Here is a 17,714-nt window from a genome sequence, read left to right as displayed (position 1 = left end):
GCGGAAGCCTGAGTGCAAAAAACCCTTCACGGGCAGTCGCGGATGATTTCAGACTGCTGTGAACGAGACCACGGAGATCTGCGTTTCCGGGCGTCGCTCGGTTTTTGCCGGTCGATAGCAGGTGCTCGCGAGGTGATGGAGCGGGATTTTCGATCCCATAGACGGGAACCTGTAACGTGAAATGGGCATTTCTTCCCGTTTTTCTCCCATAGGTTTCTACGTTTCGAGTCGATGTGAGTAGGTGCTCACCTTCTTCGAGACCCTTGTCGGGCCTGGAGCCGTTGGTAAACGCTGGGCGAGCGCCCTGCTTTCAGGCCTGAATCGATGCGCTGAGACGCTGACCTCACCATAGACGGCTCCCATTGGTAGCGGTTTATGGGGTTCGTCTTTCTGTGGAAGCACACGTGTGTTTACATCTTTTGTAAACAACGTTTACTTCTTTAACTACCTTTAGACGGCTCACAGCCTTATCTGATAAGGGTTTGACAGGCGTTCGGTACCCATTTATGGGAGCACAGGTGGAAGGATTTGGGGCTTAAGGTCTGTGGATTTGGGGTTTGGGGTACCGCGCTGTGGGGAGTTGGGGTTGTGGATATGGGGCAAGCGTACCCGGTTATGGGAAATCGGCCTGGAAAAGCGTCGGGTAGCCATCTATGGGAACCCCTGTAGGTAGCCTTTTATGGGAGGCGTTTTTTTGATCGCTGGATGCTGAGGAGCACAGGGATATTCTTCTGGTAGCCATTTATGGGGCGCATCAAAGGTACCCGGTTATGGGGAGCATTTGCAGCGGGTGAACGCATACCGCGAAGACATCCCATGGCCGGCTCCCATAAACAGGATCGACGGCACGGACAGGTAACCTTTTATGGGGAAACCGATTGGTTGCCGTTTATGGGAGCGATATCTCCCTCCTAGGCCAAAATCGACAGGCGCGCCATCGTCGAATCCGGTCGACAGGTACCCACCTGTGGGAGTCGTCGAAGGTAGCCGGTTATGGGACGAAAAGCCGCTGTGCTGCACGGCACCATGAATGCGCCCGACACGCTCCGTTTTGCCCGATTGCCTCCCATGGACGGTTACCTTGCCGGGGGCAAATCTCGTGCCGGGTTTCCGTGTCCGAGTATGAAAGGTAGCGGCTTGTGGGAAGCATTTTGGCGGAAAGGTAGACGGGTATGGGACGCCGAGCAGATTGTCTGAACATGATTTTTCCTTTCGTATCCGGAGCTTAGCTCTGATAGTGCAAGTAACGCGGGAACAGGGACGTTGCCCGTTGGCACGAAAAGGTATAAAGTCCGCTCTCACCAAGGTGACCTTATCCGGACATTAAGATGCCGCGCAAGCCCGCAAGCAAAGGCTCCGACAAACAGGTTTCGCTGTTTCAGACTCCCGAGCCGCCCGACTTGCTGCGCAAGGCGGTGCAGGCGATTCATATCGCGCCCAAGTCCGGAAAGATCGGTCTGCAGCAGCGCAAGATGTTCAGCTCGCTGATCAAGAACGCGCTTCGGCAGGAGGCGTTCGAGCCGGGCCGCACGAGCTTCTCGATTTCGCTCGCGTCGCTTTCGCACGAGAGCGGGTTGAACAGCAACAACACGAAGTACGTGAAGGACACGGTCAACTCGCTGATCAGTACCGTCGTCAACTGGGACTATCTGGCCGCGGATCGATCGACGGTCTGGAAAGCGTCCGGCCTGCTCGCGGGCGCGGAGCTCGAGCAGTCGGTGCTGAAGTACAGCTTCTCCGACCAGATTCGCAGCGAGTTGCTCAACCCCGAAATCTACGCACTGATCGATATGCGGATCGCCCGCGAGTTCCGGCGGTCGCACTCGCTCGCGTTGTGGGAGAACACGGTGCGCTATGAGGGGATCGGCATCACCGCGAAGATCCCGCTGCCGAAATTTCGCGACCTCATTCTCGGCCAGGACAAGGCGTCGCAGTCGTACAAGGAATACAAGCTGTTCAAGAGCAAGGTCCTGGTGCCGTGCATTCAGGAGGTGAACGAAGTATCGGATCACACGCTCGAGCTGATCGAACACAAGGCCGGCCGGAGCGTGGAAGCCGTCCAGTTCAAGGTGACGCGCAAGCAGAGCACCGACACGGTGGAAGATGGCGACGTCAAGAACGAGGCGCTCGTCGACGAGGTCGCCAAGTTCGGCATTCCGCGTTCGGAGGCGCGCCGGCTGATCACGCAATACGGCGTGCAGCGCATCAAGGCGGCGATCGCCTATACGCTCAATCGGACTACGAAGAAGAATGCGGCGCCGATCGACAACGTGGCCGCCTATTTCCGCAAGGCGCTGACGCACGGCTACACGCTGGCGGACGGGCAGGGAACGGAGACGGTCGCGCCGGCGAAGGAATCCGCGCAGAGCAAGCAGGAGCAGATTCGCGACAAATACCTGGCGGCGAAGGTCGAGGAAGCCGGCGCGTATTTCCGCGAACTGGAGATCGACGACCAGACCAAGCTGATCGAGCGTTACAACGAGACCGTGGCAGGCTCGAAGGATTTGACGCTGTCGCCGAAGAAGAAGGCGAGCAAGCTCGCGCAGACCAGCTTCTTCCGGTGGCTCGCACTGGATACGTGGGGCGAGCCGACTTCGGACGACCTGCTGGAATTCCTGCTGAAGAGCAGCCTCGCAGGCAACTGACGCGGCTGAAGCAATCGAACGAGGCCTCGCAGCCGGGTGGATGCCGCGTGCCGGACGTCGTCGTCCGGCTTCGCGATGCCACGCGGATGCGAGGCCTTCTGCTTTTCGTCCGTTACTGCTGCGTGGTCGTTGCCAGTTCGGCAACGTATGCATCGATGACGGTCTTGAGCTTGTCGGCGAGCGCCTCCTGGTGCGATGCGTCGACGCCCTTGAGCTGAAGATCCACACGTCCGTCCGGATAGGTCTTCAACTGACCGATCGCACGCGATTCGAGCGCGAAGTCGTGCCGAACGCTGTAACGCGTGCGCCCCGCTTTCTTGCTGCCGTCGCTTTGCGCGCGCAGGAAATTCTCGAGATCGCGAACCGATTTTTTCCGGTCGATCACGGCCGTGAGCAACCGGTCGGCCGTCGGCTCGCCCAGGCGTTCGAAGATCAGCTTCAGGAAGTACGCCGCCTGCAGGCCGACCACGTCGCTCGCGCTCGCCATCCGTTCCAGCAGCGTGTTCGGGAGAGCATTGAGCGACAGCGTCTTGCTGATCGATGCCTTGTCCTTGCCGATCTTCTCCGCCAGCGTGTTCTGGTCGGAAAAGACTTTCTCGTCGAGTAGACGCTTCCACGCGACCGCGTCGTCGAAGATCGTCTGGCGTTCGTGGTCGTGGTTCGCGCGATACGCGATCGTATAGAGCTGTTCGGGCGTGTGATCCGTACGGAACGTGGCGTTGATGGTTTCGTCGCCGTTGATGCTCGTCGCGCGGAGCCGGCGCTGACCGTCGATCACCACGAGCTTGCCCGGAAACTCCGGAAGCCGCGTCACCTTGATCGGCTCGATCTGCCCTTCCCGTTTCAGCGTCAGCGCGAGCTCGTGCAGGCTCGATTCCGAGTAGAAGACGCGCGGGTTGAACGGGTTCGGGATGCAATCCTTGACCTGCACCTTCTGCGGCGCGCCGAGATCCTGCGAGGCGGCGGATGTGGCCGCGGACGGAACGTTCGTGGGCGCCGTTTCGCCGACGACATCGGGTGCGGCCGCAGGTTCGGGCAGCCGCGTTTCGAGGGCGGCATTTTCCTGCGCGAGTCCGCGCAGCAGGCCGGCTGCGAGATGCAGGTTGCCGGTCGGCTTCTTGTCTTTCGAGGTGTCCTTAGCCATGGGCGGCGGCTCCTGTAGCGCGCGTCGACGCGATGTATTGGGCCATTTCCGTGACCAGCTTTTCGATTTCCGCACGGGCTTCTTTCAGGCCCTTCAGGTATCGATTGTGATGATGGATCGTGGTGCCGAGCGCAAACGTCTGACGGTAGACCTCGCGTTGCGCGATCTGGCTGTCGAGCAGATGCTCCCCTATTTCTTCTGCTCTTAGAATTTTTAAAATTTCTTCACGCATTTTAGTTTTTCCATTAACGCTATTCAGCATTAATGCAGAAGAAAGATTGGGGTTACGGACAGATCGCATCGACTCGATCATCCGGATCATCGCGACGGTGCTGTAGAGATCGGCCGGCGACGGCGACAGCGGCACGAGGCAGAAATCGGCGACTTCGAGTACCGATGCGATACGCGGATCCTCGAGGTTGCCGGGACAGTCGACGACGATCACGTCGAAGTTCGCGTCCTGCTTCTTGATCTCGCCGCCGATGCCGCGACCGGCAGGGGCCAGCGAGAGGACCGTCATCGGCAGCGTGTTCTCGCCGCTCGTCACCCATCGGACGGATGTGCCTTGAGGGTCGGCATCGATCAGCGCGACCTTGTTGCCGCCCGCTTCGAACGCGGCAGCGATGTTGACGGAGATGGTTGTCTTTCCAGTCCCACCTTTTTGATTACTGACGGCGATCTTGAAAGCCATTAAATTCCTCCAGGGAGTTTTGCGTAATATATGCAGTTATTAGAAAAATGTCCAGAAAAGCGTTCGATTTGGTGTATGTCTCGATGTGTGTCTAGTGGATCGATGCGGTTGTCACGTGACAAGTTGGCTGAATGGCTAGTTCTCCAGCCATGGTTAGTCGCTGAGTAAAAATAAAATTTGCGACGACGCTAGACGATTGAAAACATCAACAAAAATCTAGAGACAAAATCCGAGGGGCGGCAGCGGCGATTGAGTATTCGCACATAGGGTTGCGGCTTTTGATTCTGCGTATCGTTCTTGACGAGGCTCGTCGCGATTCCGGGAATTGTGTTTCGGGAGCTGCCGAGGAAAACGTAGTTGTCACGTGACAAGCGACAAGAGTTCGATCCCCTCAGGGCTATCCATCGTCAGGAAATCGTCGTCTCAATGCGGGTCACGGATATGACGAGATCGTTTAGATGCTCGCCTTAGGCATTGGATAGATCCAGCCGCCGTCAGTAAGGCGAGTTGTCACGTGACAATCGAATCGGGTGGAGGTGGCTTCGGCACGGAGTCTTTTTAGCGCTGTCACGATCGAACTCGGATGGCGATGAGCTGATCGACTGCAGTGACGTCATTTGCAGTCGTTGATACGTTGCGTAATGCGCCTATCCGAGTCGGTCGAGTGATGCGTTGTCACGTGACAACCGGGGCGATCCAGAGGGTAATGGGGTGTCGAAGTGACACGTTAGGCCGCGTGTCGAGTCGGTGCGCATCTCTGTTGAGGATTCGAGCGCGTCAATGAGTCGGCAATCCCAGAGGCGCTTCTTGCCGCCCGTCGTCTTCATGATCCAGCTGGGAGGCGCAGGCCAATACGTTGAACTCCACGGCGAAATGTCTGCGGGGTATGATATGTCCCCAATTAACGACACGCATTCGCATCCACTTCGTTCTATGTTGACTAGGAGGGGAGGGGAGCGGTTTTGTTACACGTGCCCGCCATTACGGCCGGTGCCTCAAAGGCCCGTGTCTGAACTCCGTCTGCGAGTCAAATATGCGACAAATTTCAGCCCTGAAGGCCGTGTGACACGTCAATCGGGCCGGATCGTGAAACATTTTCGAAAAATGACGTCTTGACGGAAATCCTTGTCCAGCAATGGGTTGCGCCATATTCTTCATGTTGTTTCACGCCAAACGATCGAGATCGGCCCCATAAATAGGGGCGTATGATCATTTCCGGCACCATGTCCAAAAACCGGAGTGACAATTCCCGGAATTGTGTCATTTAATACGTGATATGTAGTATTTAGAACGTATTCGTCGTGCCTGGCGCTGGCAGAGCCCAAACTACCAAGACCACCCGCCTTGCGGCACGCCGCCGAGTCTCCGATTCGATGATCCGCGTCGATGATCCGCGTCGACGATCCGCGCGCGAGTTGTCACGTGACAACGCACCAGCTGCCCAGCCTGATTGATTTGCAGAGTCGCGTGAGAATAGCGGCATCGGAGGACTTCCGGACCGGCCCGCGGAAGAGAGTGAAGCGACCTGATCGTTGAAGGCAGGGTAGAGGCGCAGACCTTTCCGGTTCACTCCAGCGGCATTGGCGAGCTGGCTTGTCGCCGACCTTCGCTCGCGAGTCTACGAGGACGTCTGCCTTCAGGCGTCTCCCACCCGCCCTTCGACATTCGATTTCAAATTCCCACGCACGCGCTGAGCCATGAACGGTGAGTCGGCAAGAACCGCAATTCCCGCAGCGGTCGTCCGCCGCGCCTGAATCGATCCCTCACACCTGGGGACGATCCAGCCATTCCGCAGATGCCGTCAAAATCGACATCGCGCCTTTACAGTACTGTCCACGAGTTCAGTAACTCGCTGCCGCGGACAGAACGACATCCATTCCGCCCCGCAGGTTGTCGATATCTCTTCTCGGCGAATTGCCGAACAACCGGCTGTATTCTCGATTGAACTGGGTCGGGCTCGCATATCCGACCCGGAACGATGCCGACGCGGCATCAAGCCGCTCCGACAGCATCAGCCGCCGCGCCTCGTTGAGCCGTATCCATTTCTGATACTGCAGCGGACTCATCCCGGTGAGCTGGCGGAAGTGATGATGGAAGGTCGAGCTGCTCATCTGAACCCGCGCCGCCAGATCGTCGACTCGCAGCGATTCGTCGTAATGCGTCCGCAGCCACTGGATCGCCCGCGACACGCGATTGCCCTGACTGCCCGTCGACGCGATCTGACGCAGACGGGCACCTTGGTCGCTCGTCAACAGCCGGTAGTAGATCTCCCGCTCGACATACGGTGCGAGAACGGCAATGGCGCTCGGGTCATCCAGCATCGCCAGCAACCGGTTCACGGCATCGTAGAGCGGTTCGCTCATATCGCCGACGACGAGGCCGCGGCCCGCCGGGGCTTCGTCGTGATCCGGCGCGACCTGCGCCATCACTTCGGCCATCACGCGGAAATCGAGCTTGAGACCGATTCCGAGGAACGGCTTTTCGTGGCTGGCCTCGATGACCTGCGTCGAACCGGGCAAGTCGAGCGACGTGATCAGAAAGCGATTGGCGTCGCAGAGATACACGTCGCCGCTCTGAATGAGCCGTTTCGTGCCTTGAACGACGAGACCAAAGCTCGGCTCGACCATGCAGTCCATCGGTTGCGTCGGCGCCTCCCTTCGATGGAGGCTCAAGCCGGGAATTGCCGTGGCGAGGTGATCGACGCCTTTCGTCCATTTCGCGACGCGCTCGGCGAGCGTTTGCCGCAGGTCGTCCTCCCGACGCTGGCGCGTAGCTCGGGCGCCGGCAGGGTTGATTGCAGCGATGGTGACGTCGTCGGCGCGCTGGCCGGATGCGTATCGGGCGGGTGCCGGAAGCATGACTTCTCTATTCAGGTAATCGGGTCTACAGGCGGGTATGGCGAGAGGCGGGTGCGCCGGTAATGCACAGGTAAACGCCCATCCCGGAGTCGCGGCATGCCCGCGCTCCGGGAAAATCGAGCAATGATCGGCGGATCTACTTCGTCGCTTGCGATGCGCAAAGCGTCCAGCGGCGCGATTTCGGCGCAACGGCCGTCGCACGCTCGTCCACCGTGCGCCACCATCGCTCGCCGCGATGCGGATCGTCGAGCGCGAGGCGCTCGCCCATCCTGGGCGTCGACAGCTCGATACCATGCACGAGCGCGAGTGCTGTTACGCGCTCGAACGGATCCTGCCAACGATGCATCGCGAGATCGAACGTGCCGTTGTGGATAGGAACCAGCCAGCGTCCGCGCAAATCGATGTGCGCCTGCACGGTTTCTTCCGGCTGCATGTGCACGTACGGCCATTGCGCATCGTATGCGCCGGTTTCGATCAGCGTGACGTCGAACGGCCCGAGGCGCTCGCCGATTGTCCGGAAACCGTCGAAGTAGCCCGTGTCGCCGCTGAAGAACACGCGCAGGTCGTCGTCGACGATCACCCAGGACGCCCATAACGTACTGTTGCCGTCGAACAGGCTGCGCCCGGAAAAGTGCTGGGCGGGAGTCGCAGTCAGCGTCAGGCCGGCCACGTCGACGCTCTGCCACCAGTCGAGCTGACGGACCTTCTTTGCGTCGATGCCCCATTCGATCAGGCGGTCGCCGACCCCCAGCGTTGTCACGAACACGTCGGTGGTCGCCGCGAGCGCGAGCACCGTGTCGCGGTCGAGATGATCGTAGTGATCGTGCGACAGGATCACGCCGCGCAGCGGCGGAATATCCTCGAGCGCAATCGGCGGCGCATGGAAACGTTTCGGGCCGATGCGCCGGAAGGGCGACGCGCGCTCGGCAAACACCGGATCGGTCAGCCAGAATTCGCCGCGCAGCTTGAGCAGCAGCGTCGAATGCCCTAGCCGGTACAGGCTGCGGTCGGGGGCCGCGTCGAGTTCCGCGCGGGTCAGCAAATCGACGGGCAGCGCGCCTGCCGGTACGGTATTGCGCGGCTTGTTGAACAGCATGTTCCAGGCAATCCCGAGCGTCTTGCCGAACCCCTCGACCGGACGCGGTGCGGCATTGCGGAAGCGCTCGCCATTGTGTTGCGGCGAATGGCCCGACAGCGCGCGGCCGCGTCGGGCGGCCGCGAAACCCAGAAGGCGATGAATCAAAACGAGAGGCGATGCCATGTCGGTTCGTCCGATGGATAAAGTACACTAAACAGTGTAGTTTATTTTTGGGATAAGTAAACTGCCCGGTGTAAAATTTCTGAATGGATACCAGCACTTCCCCTCAGCGCCTGACCGATCGAAAGCGCGCGGCCATCGTCGACGCGGCCATCGAGGAATTTCTTGCCGCGGGCTACGACGCGACCAGCATGGACCGCATCGCCGCACGCGCGGACGTGTCGAAGCGCACGATCTACAACCATTTCCCTGGCAAGGAAACGTTGTTCGCCGCGATCCTGCAAAAAATGTGGGAGGCGACGCAGACAGGCAGCTCGCCGACCTATCGCGCCGACGTCCCGCTGCGCGAGCAATTGCTCACGTTGCTGGATCGCAAAATGCGCTTGCTCAGCGACGAGGCATTTCTCGCGCTCGCACGCGTCGCGATCGGTGCCGCCATCCATTCGCCGGAACGGGCGCGCGACATGGTCGAGCGTCTCGGCGAGCGCGAGGAAGACATGACGGTCTGGGTGCGGACGGCCGCGGCGGCCGGGCGCCTGTCGGTCACCGATCCGGTCTTTGCCGCGCATCAATTGCACGGTGTCGTGAAGGTATTCGCGTTCTGGCCGCAGGTCACGATGGGCCAGCCGCCGCTCGCGGCGCCGGAGCAACGCAAAGTCGCCGAATCCGCTGCCGACATGTTTCTTGCGTACTACGCACGGCCGGAAGACGGCGGCGCATCACGCGCCGCAACGGACTGAGCGCATATCCGGGCGAACAAGCGCGAACCGAAGCCGGCGCAGCGCGCATGATCGATGCGCGCGAGGCAGCGGCGAACAGGCGACCCGCCGAAGGGCGCATGGAACATGCCTTCATATGAGGGCCAGCCGATACCGGCGATGCCGCCGATTCATTTGAAACCGAACGCGAGTAACGACGAATGAAGACGCTGCTGATCGTCTATCACACGATGACCGGGGGCACGCAGCAGATGGCCGAAGCGGCTGCCGGCGCGGCGCGCGAGCAAGCCGGCGTCGACGTCAGGCTGCAGCGCGCGGATGCGACGAGCCCGGACGACGTGCTCGCCGCCGACGCCTACCTGTTCGCGACCCCCGAGAATCTCGCGGCGATGTCCGGGCTGATGAAGGATTTCTTCGATCGCTGCTACTACGCAGCGCTCGATCGCGTGAACGGTCGCCCATACGCGGTGATGATCTGCGCGGGGAGCGACGGGCAGAACGCACTGCGCCAGATCGACCGGATCGCGACAGGGTGGCGGCTGAAGAACGTGGCGCCGGGCCTGATCGTCTGTACGCATGCGCAGACGCCGGAACGTATTCTCGCGGCGAAGACGATCGAGCACGACGATCTTGCGCGCTGCGCCGAACTGGGCGCCGGTATTGCCGCGGGACTTGCGCTGGGCGTTTTCTGATCATCGACACCATGACGGCGAAGTCCGGTTCCAGCGGCGCCGGACCGAAGCACGCGCGCATTGTCGAGCGTCCCGATCCGGGCGCGCGATCGGTCGGAGGCCGGCCCTCAGTTGCTTTTTGTCGTCGACGAAGGCCGGTGGTATTCGGGCCAAAGACGTTGCACGAGATCGCGCGACGCACCATAGGCATGGCAACTGTCGATCTTGAGCGGCTTACCGTCGCTGTCGCGGTCCTCGAGCGACGACTTTCGCATGCCGACCATCGTCTGATAAGCCGTGGTGGCGATCGGGCCGAGCAATTCCTTCAGGTGCGTGCACGTATCGCAGGACGGCAGGCGCTTGCGAACCTCGCTGTTCCAGCCGGCGCCGATGCGCAGTCCGACGAGCGCCTGCAGCGAGTCGCCGCCGCCCGGACATTGGGCATACGGATGCGATCGAAGGAACGTGGAGACGGCGCGGACGATCATGTCGGCATCGAACACCAGCGTTACCCCGAGGTCGTGGATCGGCGACAGCGCAGCGACCGTCCGCGTGCCGCCCGGCGGCGTGAAATCAAAGGTCTTGCGGTCCGCGAGGCAGGCCGTCACTTCGAACTGGCCGTCGCTGCGTCGATAGCCGCGCATGTCGATCTGCCGATGGTGAATCTCCTCGCGCGTGATGCCGTCGTGCGGGATGTCGTGTGGGGGCACCATGTATCTGCTCCGTTTCGTGCTACCGGTTCGTTCTTTGGACAGGCAAGCGGGATGTCGACGGCGGGCTGCGTGCGCAGCGAAACGGCCAGACGTCTGCTGCCGACGACATCGATTTGGCCATACTACGCACTTTCCGGCGCTTTCGTGCGCAACGGAATCGATGTGGGCGCAACGAGTCACACAGGGTCACCGATGCAATGGAAGGGGCACGCCCCCAGTGCAGATTCATCGCCATGCGCGTCACGTTGGCGCGATTACCAAAACACTGAAACCTCGAAACGCCACGATCGCGTTCACCGTCTAACCGGTAAATACCCCCGCACGGCGCGTCGACAATTGCCACCGTCAGGGCAATCCCGACACGCAAGATGGCCCCGATTTCCACTGTATGGAGAGCGAACGGCATGACTTCCGCGAACGTATCCCTATAATGCGCAACACGACCGTACGGACGCCTTTCCGGTGCCCCGAAAGGGGCCGATGCAGACCGGCGAGTCGACCGGCCGTCGCGCGTACCGGTATACTTCCACTCCTGCCTTGTCCGGCATCGTGGCCGGGTGCCTGAAAACAGAGTGGCGTGCGCGATGCGACCCCGTCGGGTTCCGCATCGGCGGCAGACGGGTCGCCCGCATGGCGGTGAAGCTTTCGCGCCGCGCGGCATGGCCGCACGAACCACACCTTATATATCCTGGTGGATTGAATTTATGGGTTTTGAACAACTTGCCGAATTGCGGGCGCAGCTCGCCGCGAAGGCCAAGCAGGAGCGCAATGCGAAGCGGCCGGCAGCGCCGGCGGACACCGGCGCGAAGCCGAAGTCCGGCGACCGGCCGCAGCGTGGCGCCAAGCCGGCTGCCGACGCCAAAGCACCGCACCGCGGGAAGCCGGCTTCGGCCAAACCCGCTTCGGCGAAACCGTCGGCGCCGGTCGATCCGGTCATCGTTGCGATCGGCAAACTGCAGCGCAAGTTTCCGCGTGCGTTCCCGAAGAATCCGGCCCCCAAAGTGCCGCTCAAGGTCGGCATCTGGGACGACCTCGCACGTGAAGCCGAGGCCATCGGGCTCAACGAAGCCGAACTGCGCGACGCGATGTCGACGTGGTGCCGCGGCAACCGCTACTGGTCGTGCCTCGTCGAAGACGCGGTGCGGGTCGATCTGCAGGGCAACGAAGCAGGTCGCGTCACGCACGACGACGCGGCTCGGGCGCGCCGGCTGAAGGCTCGCCGCCCCGGCAAGGGTGCGGCGCAATCGGCGAAGGGCGCGCAGCAGGCGCCGAAGGTCGAGCAGCAGGCGGACGCCGCGGCCGAACCGCAACCGGCGAACGTGGACGCGCAAGCCGACGCAGCGCCGCAGGTCGAGCAGCAAACGGCCGGAAACGAGTAACCCGGCCCGCGCCGCTGCATCACGCACGGCGCTGATCCGCACGCGCTTCGCATGCGGCGAATACACGACAGGCTGACCTGCGTCGACACACGCGGGTCAGCGCTGTTCTCACCGGCACGACACGACGTGCCCGGCCTTTACCTGTCCCGCCCCGAACAGACCCTGCGACCGGACGAAGAACGTTCGCCGATCGACGCTGCATGCGCGATGTTTCGACTGCGTCGTTTGCGCATGGACGGTATGCATGCCGCGAATGCGGCAACGCTTCGATCAATTAATTCGGTTTCCTAAAACAAGAACATACCGGCACGCATCGACCGGCGTGCGAGCGCTCGCGCCCGGTGTCGTGACATGATGACGGTCGATAATCCCGACGGAGTCGTCGGGTTGCCTGAAAATCGGCCGAAGCGTTGCTGCCCGCATTTCGAACAGCCCGGCAAATCAACGGCGACACCACCCGAAGCACGGGCTTGCCCCTTTCAACTTCCATTCAAACCGGATCATGCACACGAGACATTCCGCGATTCTCGTCGCGCTCACCGCCGCCGCGCTGTTCGGCGCCGCGACACCGCTCGCGAAGGCGCTGATCGGCGCGATGTCGCCGTTCATGGTCGCAGGCCTGTTCTATCTCGGCAGCGGCGTCGGGCTTGGTATCGGGATCCTGCTTCGCCGCCTGCACGACGGACGTACATCGGCCGCGGGCGCCGCGCCGCTGCAGCGCGCCGATCTGCCGTGGCTGGCCGGTGCGATCGCGGCGGGCGGGGTGGCCGGCCCGGCGTTGCTGATGCTCGGGCTATCGAGCACGCCCGCGGCGACGAGCGCGTTGATGCTCAATCTCGAAGGCGTGCTGACGGCCGTCATCGCATGGGTCGTGTTTCGCGAGAACGTCGATACGCAGGTGTTCGTCGGGATGGTCGCGATCGTCGCCGGCGGCACGTTGCTGTCGTGGACGCCCGGTCGGGCCGGCGTGCCGGTCGGCGCATTGCTGATCGCCGGCGCCTGCCTGTGCTGGGCGATCGACAACAACCTGACCCGCAAGGTAGCCGCGAACGATGCGATGGTCATCGCGTGCGTGAAGGGGCTGATCGCCGGCCCCGTGAATATCGGCATCGCGCTGGCGAACGGCGCGACGCTGCCGGCCGCGCCGGTCACGGCCGCCGCGATGCTGACGGGGCTCGGCGGCTACGGAATCAGCCTCGTGCTGTTCGTCGTCGCGCTGCGCCATCTCGGCAGCGCCCGCACGGGCGCGTATTTCTCGATCGCGCCGCTGTTCGGCGTCGTGCTGTCGCTGCTGATCTGGCCCGCGCTGCCGCCCGCAACGTTCTGGACCGCGGCCGCGCTGATGGCACTCGGCATCTGGCTGCACGTTCGCGAACGGCATGAACATACGCATACGCACGAGCGGCTCGAACACACGCATTGGCATCGGCATGATGAACATCACCAGCATGCGCATGACTTTGCGTACGACGGCCGCGAACCGCACTCGCATCCGCACGTGCATTTGCCGATCACGCACAGCCATGCGCATTTTCCGGACATTCATCACCGGCACCGGCATTGACCGCATCGGTGACGGTGGGCAAGACGGCACACAAGGTAACCGTTTATGGGGTGTGCGCTGAATCGCGCGGGCAGCAGTACCGCCGTGGCGACTATCGTGCGTGAGGAAAACAGAAGCCGAAATCTTCACAACCCGGACACCCGGGCGCAGGTCCGGGCGGCACACCGAGCGAAGCGGCCACTTCCTGCGCGAGAAATTTTTTCCAGCGCAACTGAGCGACGTTACGCGCGGCGAGCGCGGGGAAATAGCGGTCGAGCATCGCGGATACCGCGTCGCGCCCGTCGAGCCCGAGATCGCGCCACAGATGATCGGGGCGCAGACACGCGTGCGCGATGATCGACGCGAGACAGTCGGCGTCGTCATGGTCGGCAGCGGGATGCGCGTCGTTCATCAGCCGCGCGTGCAGCGTCGCGACGAACGTCGCATGCGGGGATGACAGCAGGGCCATCGCGGCCGTCGGCGCGAGTGCCGCGGCGTCGGCCGCAGGCAGGCGCGGAAAGTGCCGCGCCAGCAGGCCGGCCAGTTGCGCATGAGACAGGCCGAGCAGCCCGAGTTCGTTGCGGTGCGCGCGTGCCGCAACGAGTGCGCCGAACAGCCGCGCATCGGGCGTGTCGGCGTCGGCCGCCGCGGACAGCAGCGCTTGCAGTGCCCGTTGTCGCGTCTGATCGGACGCGGTTGTCATCGCGTGTACCGGCCCGACAGCCGGGCGGCGCGATCCGTGCGGATGCGCGGCGCCGGCCGGATCGCCATCGCGATCGTCACGCGTTCACTCGACGCCGACGATCACGCTCGATGCCTTGAAGATCGCGGACGCAGCCGTGCCGCTCGCGAGGCCGAGGCGAGCGACGCTGTCGTTGGTGACGATCGCGACGATCTCGGCGCCGGCGGCGGCCTTGATCACGACTTCCGAATTGACCGCACCCTTTTCGACCGACGAGACGGTGCCCGCGATGCAGTTGCGGGCCGACACCTTGCTGCTGTCGACGTCGACCATCACGATGACCGACGACGCCTTGATGAGCGCGAACGCCTTCGAGCCGGCCGCGAGGCCCAGCGCTGCCGCGCTGCCGTGGGTGATCACGGCGACGATGTCGAGGCCGTCCTGCGTGCGGAGCGTGATTTCGTCGTTGACGGCACCGGTCTTGACGGCGCTGACCTGGCCGGCGAAATGGTTGCGGGCGCTGGTTCGCATGATGAATCTCCGGAAAATGAGTCGCCCGGCGCGAGGCGAGCGGCGGGTAAAAGACGGGAAATTGCGGATGAGTTTACCGTCTATGCCGGCGAAATACGGCCGGGATTTGCGATGCCCGGCATCCGTTTGCGAATGATCGAGCGGCTGCCCGGCGTGTCGTTCGTCGGGCGCTTCCGGCGAACCCGGGCGGGTGTGCGCGTCGTCCGGCAAGCAGAGCGACGACGATACGCCCCCCATGCTGCCCGTCGTCGGGCGAGCAGAACGACGGCGTTACGCCGGCTCCGCCTGCTGCGCCGCGAAACAACCTGAAGCGCCCGGCGGCTTACTCGGCTGCATCAACTGCGGCCGAGGCCGCCGACGCACCGCTTGCCGGCGCCTGCTGCGACATCGGCTGCGACATCGGCAACGGCGTCGACTTCGCCGCCTCGGGCGCCGCATCGTCCTCCCACCCGCCGCCGAGCGCGAGAAAGAGCCGCACCTGGTCGGCCGCGACCTGCCCTTCGGCAGCCGCCACCTGCGCCTGCACGCCGGTGAGCGTGCGCGTCGCGTCGAGATCGGAGATGAACGATTCGCGGCCGGCCCGATAGAGACGATGCGTTTCGTCGGCGGAACTGCGGGCCGATTCGTAGGCCGTGCGCAGCGCTTCCGTGCGCTGCACGTCGGCCGCATAGGTCGCGAGGCTCGACTGCGTCTCGCGCAGCGCGTTCAGCACGACGCCGTCGAAGTGCGCGAGCGCGCCGCCCGTCGCCGCTTCGGCTTCGCGCACGCGTGCACGCTGGCCGTTGACCGGGAACGACCAGCTGATCAGCGGGCCGAACGACCAGCGATTCGTCGTGGACGAGAACAGGTCGGCGGCGACGCCGACCGAGCCGGCCGACGCGCCGATGCTGATCGACGGGTACAGCGCGGCGGTTGCCACGCCGATGCGCGCGGTCGCCGCGGCGAGCTGCCGCTCGGCGGCACGCACGTCGGGCCGACGGCGCAGCAGCGCGGCGCCGTCGCCGATCGGAATCGGCTGGCGCAGCTTCGGCAGGCGCTCGCATTCGGTGACGGCCTTCGGCAGATCGGCCGGCGAGCGCGCGAGCAGCGCGGCAAGCTGGTATTGCGCGACCTTGCGGCGGCCTTCGAAGCGCGGGATGTCGGCGGACAACGTACGCACCTGCGTCACGCCGCGCGTCACGTCGGTCTGGTTGCCGCGTCCCGCGTCGCGCAGCCGCTGCGACAGTTTCACGCGCTGCTGCTGCAGCGCGAGCGACTGCTTCGCGACAGCCAGCTCGTCGCCGGCCGAACACGATTCGACGTACGCGCGCACGACATCGGCGACGACCGTGATGCGCGCCAGGTCGCCGGCCGCGCGGACGGCCTCGCTGTCCGCGCGCGCGGCTTCGACGCCGCGCCGCAGCTTGCCGAACAGGTCGATCTCGTACGACACGTTGATGCCGACCGAGCCTTCGTTGACGACCGGCAGCTTGTTCTCGAGCAGGTATTGCTCGGCCGATTCCTGCGCGCGCTGCACCGCGGCTTCCGCGCCGCCCGAGAAGCCGCCCTGCCGGCTCGCGACTTCCAGCGCCGCGCGCGAGCGCGCGAGGTTGGCCGCGGCGACGCGCAGGTCGGTGTTCGACTTCAGTGCGTCGCGCACGAGCGCGTTGAGCACGGGGTCGTCGTAGAGCTGCCACCAGTTGCCGGGCACGACGTCGCGCGACACGAGCGTGGCGTTCGCGTCGTCGAGCGCATGGTTCGCGAGCGGCGCATTCACGTACGCCTGCTGCGGCAGCGTGTAGTCGGGGCCGACGGATTTGCACGCGCCGAGCGCGAGCGCAAGTGCAAGCGGGGCAAGTGACGTGAGCGACGCGAGCGGCGCGGCGACGCGCGGGGCGTGCCGGCTCATTGCGATGCTCCTGCCGCGCCGGCGGCCGTGCCGGAAGCCGTCGCTACCGGCGTGACGGCCGACGCGGTGCCGGCGGCAGCTGCCGACGCGCCGGCCGTCGGCTTCGCGTTGTCGTTGCGGCGCGTGTCGGCGTCGCGCATCGACACGGTCGCGGTGCGGCCCGCGATCATCCGGAAATCGTCCGGCACCTCGTCGAGCACGACGCGCACCGGCACGCGCTGCGCGAGCCGCACCCAGCTGAACGCCGGGTTCACGTTCGGCAGCAGGTTCGCGCCCTGCGTGCGGTCGCGATCCTCGATCGCGGCGACGATGCTCTGCACGTGGCCGCGCAGCGCATGCGGCTCGCCCATCACGATGATGTCCACCGGCTGGCCGATGTGGATGCCGCGCAGCTTGGTTTCCTCGAAGTAGCCGTCGACGCGGAACGAGTTGCGGTCGACGACCGACAGCACCGCGCGGCCGGCCGGCACGTATTCGCCGACGCGCGGCGCGCGGTCGTTCAGGTAGCCGTCTACGGGGCTGACGATGGTCGTGCGCTGCAGGTTCAGCTTCGCGGTGTCGAGCGACACCTGCGCGTCGGCGACGGCGGCTTCGCCCTGTTCGACGCGCGTGCGGCTTTCCTCGACCTGTTCGCTCGCGACCAGGTTGCCGAGCTGCAGGTTGCGCGCGTATTCGCGCTTCGCCTGGGCGAGCGTCGCGCGGCGCTGCGCGAGCGTGGCTTCGGCGAGCCGTTCCGCGAGCGCGTAGCGCGCCTGGTCGATCACGAACAGCACCTGGCCGCGCCTGACCTCCTGGTTGTCGACGACCTGCACCGACGTGATGAGGCCCGCCACGTCCGGCGCGACCTGGATCACGTCGGCGCGCACGTGACCGTCGCGGGTCCACGGCGAGAACATGTAGTAGTTGACGATGCGCCACAGCACGATGGCGGCCACGACGACGACGATCAGGGTGAGCAGGATTTGCCCTGCCGAGAGCCAGGTTTTTTTCAC

14 protein-coding genes are annotated in these 17,714 nt (G+C 63.7%); 5 read left to right on the top strand and 9 right to left on the bottom strand.

Going from position 1 to position 17,714, the window contains the following annotated elements; translation table 11 throughout:
- The first annotated feature begins 1,328 nt into the window (after window positions 1–1,328).
- Window positions 1,329–2,645 carry a replication initiation protein gene (locus HWX08_RS09980; RefSeq protein WP_069258115.1) on the top strand — a complete coding sequence of 439 codons (1,317 nt, stop codon included), beginning with the start codon at window positions 1,329–1,331 and terminating at the stop codon, window positions 2,643–2,645.
- 112 nt (window positions 2,646–2,757) lie between these two features.
- Here HWX08_RS09980 and HWX08_RS09975 read toward each other — a convergent pair whose 3' ends face one another.
- The 4 genes from HWX08_RS09975 to HWX08_RS09960 all read right to left on the bottom strand — a co-directional run bounded on the left by HWX08_RS09975 (window position 2,758) and on the right by HWX08_RS09960 (window position 8,599).
- A complete protein-coding gene (locus tag HWX08_RS09975) occupies window positions 2,758–3,789 on the bottom strand; it encodes a ParB/RepB/Spo0J family partition protein (protein ID WP_174922700.1) in 1,032 nt (343 codons plus the stop codon).
- The gene (locus HWX08_RS09970; protein WP_069258113.1) at window positions 3,782–4,480 is read right to left on the bottom strand and encodes a ParA family protein; all 699 of its coding nucleotides are present in this window, start codon (window positions 4,478–4,480) and stop codon (window positions 3,782–3,784) included. Before HWX08_RS09970 ends, HWX08_RS09975 begins: the two co-directional genes overlap by 8 nt.
- A 1,841-nt stretch (window positions 4,481–6,321) precedes the next feature.
- Window positions 6,322–7,338, bottom strand: a complete 1,017-nt coding sequence (locus HWX08_RS09965; RefSeq protein WP_174922699.1) for an AraC family transcriptional regulator — start codon at window positions 7,336–7,338, stop codon at window positions 6,322–6,324.
- A gap of 136 nt (window positions 7,339–7,474) precedes the next feature.
- A complete protein-coding gene (locus HWX08_RS09960; protein ID WP_174922698.1) occupies window positions 7,475–8,599 on the bottom strand; it encodes an MBL fold metallo-hydrolase in 1,125 nt (374 codons plus the stop codon).
- Window positions 8,600–8,682: 83 nt separating this feature from the next.
- Between HWX08_RS09960 and HWX08_RS09955 the strand changes: the two genes are divergently transcribed.
- Both HWX08_RS09955 and HWX08_RS09950 read left to right on the top strand, forming a co-directional pair.
- Complete coding sequence (locus HWX08_RS09955) at window positions 8,683–9,336, top strand: TetR/AcrR family transcriptional regulator (protein WP_174922697.1); 654 nt, start codon at window positions 8,683–8,685, stop codon at window positions 9,334–9,336.
- A gap of 179 nt (window positions 9,337–9,515) precedes the next feature.
- Complete coding sequence (locus HWX08_RS09950) at window positions 9,516–10,007, top strand: flavodoxin family protein (protein WP_069258109.1); 492 nt, start codon at window positions 9,516–9,518, stop codon at window positions 10,005–10,007.
- 107 nt (window positions 10,008–10,114) lie between these two features.
- Here the strand turns inward: HWX08_RS09950 and HWX08_RS09945 are convergent, their stop codons facing one another.
- Complete coding sequence (locus HWX08_RS09945) at window positions 10,115–10,699, bottom strand: DUF2889 domain-containing protein (RefSeq protein WP_174922696.1); 585 nt, start codon at window positions 10,697–10,699, stop codon at window positions 10,115–10,117.
- Between the two features lie 704 nt (window positions 10,700–11,403).
- Between HWX08_RS09945 and HWX08_RS09940 the strand changes: the two genes are divergently transcribed.
- Both HWX08_RS09940 and HWX08_RS09935 read left to right on the top strand, forming a co-directional pair.
- Window positions 11,404–12,078 (top strand): ProQ/FinO family protein, encoded by a 675-nt coding sequence (locus HWX08_RS09940; RefSeq protein ID WP_174922721.1) that lies wholly within the window; start codon window positions 11,404–11,406, stop codon window positions 12,076–12,078.
- 502 nt (window positions 12,079–12,580) lie between these two features.
- A complete protein-coding gene (locus HWX08_RS09935) occupies window positions 12,581–13,642 on the top strand; it encodes a DMT family transporter (RefSeq protein ID WP_174922695.1) in 1,062 nt (353 codons plus the stop codon).
- Window positions 13,643–13,733: 91 nt separating this feature from the next.
- Here the strand turns inward: HWX08_RS09935 and HWX08_RS09930 are convergent, their stop codons facing one another.
- The 4 genes from HWX08_RS09930 to HWX08_RS09915 form a co-directional block, all read right to left on the bottom strand.
- Window positions 13,734–14,324: a nitrogen fixation protein NifQ gene (locus HWX08_RS09930; RefSeq protein ID WP_174922694.1), complete on the bottom strand. Its 591-nt coding sequence runs from the start codon at window positions 14,322–14,324 to the stop codon at window positions 13,734–13,736.
- Window positions 14,325–14,408: 84 nt separating this feature from the next.
- Window positions 14,409–14,834 (bottom strand): TOBE domain-containing protein, encoded by a 426-nt coding sequence (locus HWX08_RS09925; RefSeq protein WP_174922693.1) that lies wholly within the window; start codon window positions 14,832–14,834, stop codon window positions 14,409–14,411.
- 322 nt (window positions 14,835–15,156) lie between these two features.
- Window positions 15,157–16,722 carry an efflux transporter outer membrane subunit gene (locus HWX08_RS09920; RefSeq protein WP_174922692.1) on the bottom strand — a complete coding sequence of 522 codons (1,566 nt, stop codon included), beginning with the start codon at window positions 16,720–16,722 and terminating at the stop codon, window positions 15,157–15,159.
- Window positions 16,719–17,714 (bottom strand): efflux RND transporter periplasmic adaptor subunit, encoded by a 996-nt coding sequence (locus HWX08_RS09915; RefSeq protein WP_174922691.1) that lies wholly within the window; start codon window positions 17,712–17,714, stop codon window positions 16,719–16,721. Before HWX08_RS09915 ends, HWX08_RS09920 begins: the two co-directional genes overlap by 4 nt.

The sequence above is a fragment of the Burkholderia metallica genome (assembly GCF_902832845.1).
Lineage (GTDB): Bacteria > Pseudomonadota > Gammaproteobacteria > Burkholderiales > Burkholderiaceae > Burkholderia > Burkholderia metallica.
The sequence above is the reverse complement of the archived record's forward strand: the minus strand, read 5'-3'. Positions and strand labels throughout refer to the sequence as shown.